Origin of the sequence: Streptomyces sp. ADI95-17 (genome assembly GCF_003846175.1) — a bacterium.
GTDB lineage: Bacteria > Actinomycetota > Actinomycetes > Streptomycetales > Streptomycetaceae > Streptomyces > Streptomyces sanglieri.
The window spans coordinates 296,260-300,759 of the sequence record NZ_ML123045.1 but is presented as its reverse complement, the minus strand read 5'-3'; the positions used below and the strand labels follow the sequence as shown (position 1 = coordinate 300,759).

At 67.8% G+C, this 4,500-nt stretch carries 6 protein-coding genes; 3 read left to right on the top strand and 3 right to left on the bottom strand.

The window, feature by feature from the left end:
- Positions 1-286: 286 nt before the first annotated feature.
- Positions 287-940: an ATP-dependent endonuclease gene (locus EES42_RS09435; RefSeq protein WP_124717693.1), complete on the top strand. Its 654-nt coding sequence runs from the start codon at positions 287-289 to the stop codon at positions 938-940.
- A gap of 20 nt (positions 941-960) precedes the next feature.
- Here the strand turns inward: EES42_RS09435 and EES42_RS09430 are convergent, their stop codons facing one another.
- Positions 961-1,167, bottom strand: a complete 207-nt coding sequence (locus EES42_RS09430) for a DUF397 domain-containing protein (protein ID WP_124717692.1) — start codon at positions 1,165-1,167, stop codon at positions 961-963.
- On the bottom strand, positions 1,167-2,018 hold the full coding sequence (locus EES42_RS09425) for a helix-turn-helix domain-containing protein (protein WP_241196336.1): 852 nt from the start codon (positions 2,016-2,018) through the stop codon (positions 1,167-1,169). The genes EES42_RS09430 and EES42_RS09425 overlap by 1 nt, the downstream gene beginning before the upstream one ends.
- Positions 2,019-2,255: 237 nt before the next feature.
- Between EES42_RS09425 and EES42_RS09420 the strand changes: the two genes are divergently transcribed.
- Positions 2,256-2,660 (top strand): ATP-binding protein, encoded by a 405-nt coding sequence (locus EES42_RS09420; protein ID WP_124717690.1) that lies wholly within the window; start codon positions 2,256-2,258, stop codon positions 2,658-2,660.
- A 250-nt stretch (positions 2,661-2,910) separates the two neighbouring features.
- Here the strand turns inward: EES42_RS09420 and EES42_RS09415 are convergent, their stop codons facing one another.
- A complete protein-coding gene (locus EES42_RS09415; protein ID WP_124717689.1) occupies positions 2,911-3,822 on the bottom strand; it encodes a hypothetical protein in 912 nt (303 codons plus the stop codon).
- A gap of 214 nt (positions 3,823-4,036) precedes the next feature.
- Here EES42_RS09415 and EES42_RS09410 point away from each other — a divergent pair.
- Positions 4,037-4,500: nuclear transport factor 2 family protein (locus EES42_RS09410; RefSeq protein WP_164495209.1), on the top strand; the 464-nt coding region annotated here is incomplete at its 3' end.

Genomic DNA, 4,500 nt, shown 5'->3' with positions numbered 1-4,500 from the left:
TAACGCCGTCGACATCGGCGTGGCAGCCGACGGCACCGTATGGCACGTCAACTCAGCAGGCGGCATCTACCGGTACACCGGAGACCAGCCGAGCTGATCCCGGACACCGACGAATGAGGGCCCACGCGTGGTGCGCGTGGGCCCACCTTCGTCCCCGCCGGGGACCGTCGCCCGGCAATGCGGTCGGCGGTCACCAGCCGAGCGGTCCCTGGACGACCTGGGTCGGGAAAACGTGTATGCGTACGGGATCCCCGCCGTGCAGGATGGCGTCGGGAAGCGAGGTCTCGTGGACGAGTTGAGGCGATTCAGCCAGGCGGCGGTCGTATGGGCGGCAGGCGGAGCGGGGTCGGACGCGGCAACCGCGGAGGCGCGGGAGCTGGCCGGCGGTGTGCGTACGGTCGTGCTCGTCGAGGGAAGCAGTGACCAGGTCGCGATCGAAGCACTGGCCACGCGCCACGGCCGCGACCTCGGTGCGGAGGGCGTCGCGGTGGTACCGCTCGGCGGCGCGATGAGCATCGGGCGCTTCCTGGACGTGTGCGGCCCGCCGGGGCTCGGCCTCCCGCTGGCGGGGCTCTGCGACATCGGCGAGGAGGGGCACTTCCGGCGCCATCTGGAACGGGTCGGGCTCGGCTCCGACCTCACCCGCGCCGGACTGGAGACCCTCGGGTTCCAGGTGTGCGTGGCCGACCTGGAGGACGAACTGATCCGCGCCCTGGGGGCCGAGGGCGTACAGCAGGTGATCGAGGCCCAGGGCGAGATGCGCCCCTTCCGTACGTTCCAGGGCCAGCCGGCACAGCGGGAACGCCCCGTGGAACACCAGCTGCGACGGTTCATGGGCACGCACAGCGGCCGCAAGGCGCTGTACGCGCAGGCGCTGATCGCGCACCTGGACCTCAAGCACGTACCCCGACCGCTGGAGCGCCTGCTCACCCACGTTTAGCGCAGCCCGCCCCGGGTGCGTCAGCGCCCGAAGGCCCCGCCCTTCACCCCGTCGACGAACGCGGCCCACCCCTCGGGGGCGTAGAACTGGAGCCCGCCGTCCCGGTTCTTGCTGTCCCGGACAGCGCGGCCGCCGTCGGCGGTGTGGGCTACCTCGACGCAGTCCTGCTGCCCTCCCTGCGAGGCGCTGGACTTCTTGAACTCGGTGACGATCTGCTGGTTCCTCATTACTGCTCTTTCTCGCTCTCAGGGATGCTTGCGATGTGCTCACGCAGGAAGGTGAGCGATTGCGCGGGCGTCAGCGCCGCCGATCTGAGGGCTTCGAAGATCTGCGCATGCGTGGCCATCTCTTCAAGGTCCTCGATGATGACGGTACTCGTCGTGCTGTCGAAGGCGACTGCCTCCGGGGCGGGTTCAGGACCGAAGTTGAACATGACGAAATGTGACGCCATGTGCGCGGCCTCCCACTCCGTGGCAGGGAGCACCTGAACGCTGACATTCTGCCGTTGAGCCACGTTCAGGATGTGCAGGAGCTGGTCGCGATGCGCTTTCGCGGAAGGCATCGGGGCCGTGAGCGCGGGCTCCCAGATGACTGCCGCGAACCGGGCACCATGCTCCTCGATCACCTTCCTGCGCGTCTGACGAATGGCCACCATCTCGTCAATCGCCTCGGGCGTATGAACCTTCAGGCCGGCACCGAGCAGAACCCTCAGGTAGTCGTCCGTCTGCAGAAGTCCCGGCAGGAACAACGACTGCCAAGTACGGATATACGTCGCGTCGGATTCGAGCGTGATGAAGTCCGCGTACTCCGGCTTGGCCGCCCATTCATAGTTGAGCCACCATCCGCGCTTGTTGGACGCCCGAGCCAGCTGCTCCAACTGCTGGTACACGGAGATGTCTTCCACTCCGTACAGCTCAAGGAGCAGCCGAACATCGCCGGGACGCGCCGAGACCTGACCGGCCTCGATACGACTGATCTTGGCCTTCGATCCCACGATGTGTTCGGCAGCATGGTGCTGGTCGAGCTTCGCCGCCTCGCGATACCTCCTGAGCGCCGCGCCGAGCCGCCTGCTGCGCACAGTAGGGCGTCCACCTGCGGGCATGTCCCCTCCTCTTACTCCGTGTGACCAGTCTGCACGTCAACGGAGGCTACGCGCCAGGCGCTTGAGACCGTGAGCAATATGCAAATTCTCGATGCAGTTCGATTGCATAGATGGAGAGTCTCGCTCTAGCGTGGAATGCGTCACAAAAAGTGCCCCCTTGGGCGCACTCCGTGACCGCCGATCCGCCTGCCCACCCACGACCTTGGGGGACCCATGTCCGGGCGCACGCACATCAAGAGATTCCGGGCCCGCAGGGACTCCGTCCCCGCCGCTCGACGCCACGTCGAGAGCATCCTGACCGAGTGGAGACTCGGCGGGCTCATCGACGAAACAACCCTGGTCGCAAGCGAGTTGAGCACCAACGTGGTCAACCACGCCAAAGGGACCGGCGACTACTTCGAGCTGGGCTTACGCCGTCGCAACAGCACGCTCGTACTGGAGGTTTCCGACTCGTACCAGTGGCGGATGCCCACGCTCCGCACCCCCACGCTCGACGACCTCTCCGGCCGCGGCCTGGTCATCGTGGACGCGGTCGCCGCGAAGTGGGGCGTACGGCCGCGCGACCCCGGCAAAACCGTCTGGGTCCATCTGACCATCGGTCACACGGAGTTGACGTGAGGCGGCCCCTCCGGACCGCCTGGCGGTGCGAGGTCACCGCCGACGAACTGCTCGTACGGGCCGAGCACGCCGCCACTCCCACGGTTCGACGCGGAGGACCGCGACCGAACCTTCCGCCGGCTCGACCACGGGCAGTGGGAGGCCGTCATACGACTCAGGGCCGGAGGGCCGTACGCCTGCACCGCTCGCGCGGGCGGACGCGTCGTCGACTGGTCCGCGCGCCCCGTGCGGGTCCTGCCCGTAGCCACGGTCACCGCGGTTCCGCGTCGATGGATTCCGCGATGTGGGACATGACGGACCAGATGATCGCCTTCCGGCAGTTGCTCAGGCCCTTGTCCTCGATGTACAGGGTGTTGTCCGCGCCGACCCGGTAGTTCTCCCGGCGGCCGTCCGCCTTGAGTTTGAGGCCCTCCATGCGGCGTCGCAGGTGGGGAACGGTGATGGCGACCTGGTCGGCGTCCACGGTCAGGCGGGTGACCTCGTCCCACGGGATCTCGTCGGCGGCGCCCTTGACGTGCAGGTACGTACCGCCGAGCTCGAAGTGGTCGTACTGGACCTTGCCGCCCTCGGTGGCCAGTTCGCGCAGATCGTGCCGCACTCGCGCCTCGGCGACGCGGTCGATGATGCCCGCGAACATCGGCGTCAGGTTCCCCGGGGAACGCAGGAACGTGCGCAGGGAGCCCGCGCCGACGTCGGTCAGGAAGTAGTTGCCGGACAGTTCACGCGCGCCCTGGCCGGTCGCCGTCCACAAGCGCGCGACGATCTTGTCCGAGATCGGCCGGGAGGACGGGCCGACGTACGTGGCCTCACGGGAGAGGACGACGTCCTTGAAGTCCTCCCAGTGGTGCGCCCACCGCACCTTGCGCCGGCCCCGGTAGACGATTCCGCCCTCGTGCAGGATCAGCCAGGAGGCGAGGGAGTGGGTCAGCTCGTATACGCCCCAGACGCACAGCAGGAGGCAGATGACGTCGAATACGAGGTGCCCGGTTCCCGGTATGGAGTCGGGTATGCCGCCGAACAGCAGGAAGGCGGCGACCGGAACGACGGTCAGGCCGAGCTTGCCCATCGTCGGGCGTTCCCGGTAGCGCGCGAGGACACCCCCCAGCTCGGCCGGATCCGCCTTTCGCCGCCGCTCGTCGCTCCCGTTGCCCTGATCCGCCATGGCCCCCATCCCTGTCCTTCTCCGTATCCCGTTGCTTCCGGGTCGAGTTCGACCTCCGTCGGCCGCCCTTCTCCGACGCCGTGCCGCAGCCTAGCCCTGTCCCCGAGTGGGCCCGTGTCACATTCCGGAGGGCCATGCCGTCGTACTGCTGGGACGGACGCGCCATCCAGCGGGTGTCGCGTGCACCGGGTCCAATGCGACATGGAGAAGACCGATGAGCGACTTTCAGGCCATCGCGGATCGTGTGGAGATCGAAGCACTGCGCGGTGAGTTCACCGACGGGGCGATGATGCGCGACTACGACCGCATCGCTTCGCTGTTCACACCGGACGGTGTTCTGCGGATGCCCAACATTCCCGTTGAACTCGAAGGGCGGGAGGCGATCCGCGCCTGGGGCAGGCGGGTGCCGGATGTTGTGGAATTTCTTGTGCAGAACACACACCCGGGCGTGATCCGGCTCGACGGCGACACCGCGTCCGGCCGCGCCTACATATCGGAGGTGGGGCGTGGCCTCGACGGCCGCGGAGGGCTGAACTACGCGATCTACCACGACCGTTATCAGCGCACCGGCGACGGCTGGAAGCTCACGGAGCGCGTCTACGAGGTCCGCTACGAAGACGCCTCACCACTGGCCGGCTCACCGCCGCGCCCGGCCGAGGCTTCGGGATCAGCCCACCG

Excerpts from the sequence above, each read along its gene's own strand:
- EES42_RS09430 (WP_124717692.1), bottom strand. The coding sequence starts at position 1,167 with ATGAGGAACCAGCAGATCGTCACCGAGTTCAAGAAGTCCAGCGCCTCG.
- EES42_RS09420 (WP_124717690.1), top strand. The coding sequence starts at position 2,256 with ATGTCCGGGCGCACGCACATCAAGAGATTCCGGGCCCGCAGGGACTCC.
- EES42_RS09415 (WP_124717689.1), bottom strand. The coding sequence starts at position 3,822 with ATGGCGGATCAGGGCAACGGGAGCGACGAGCGGCGGCGAAAGGCGGAT.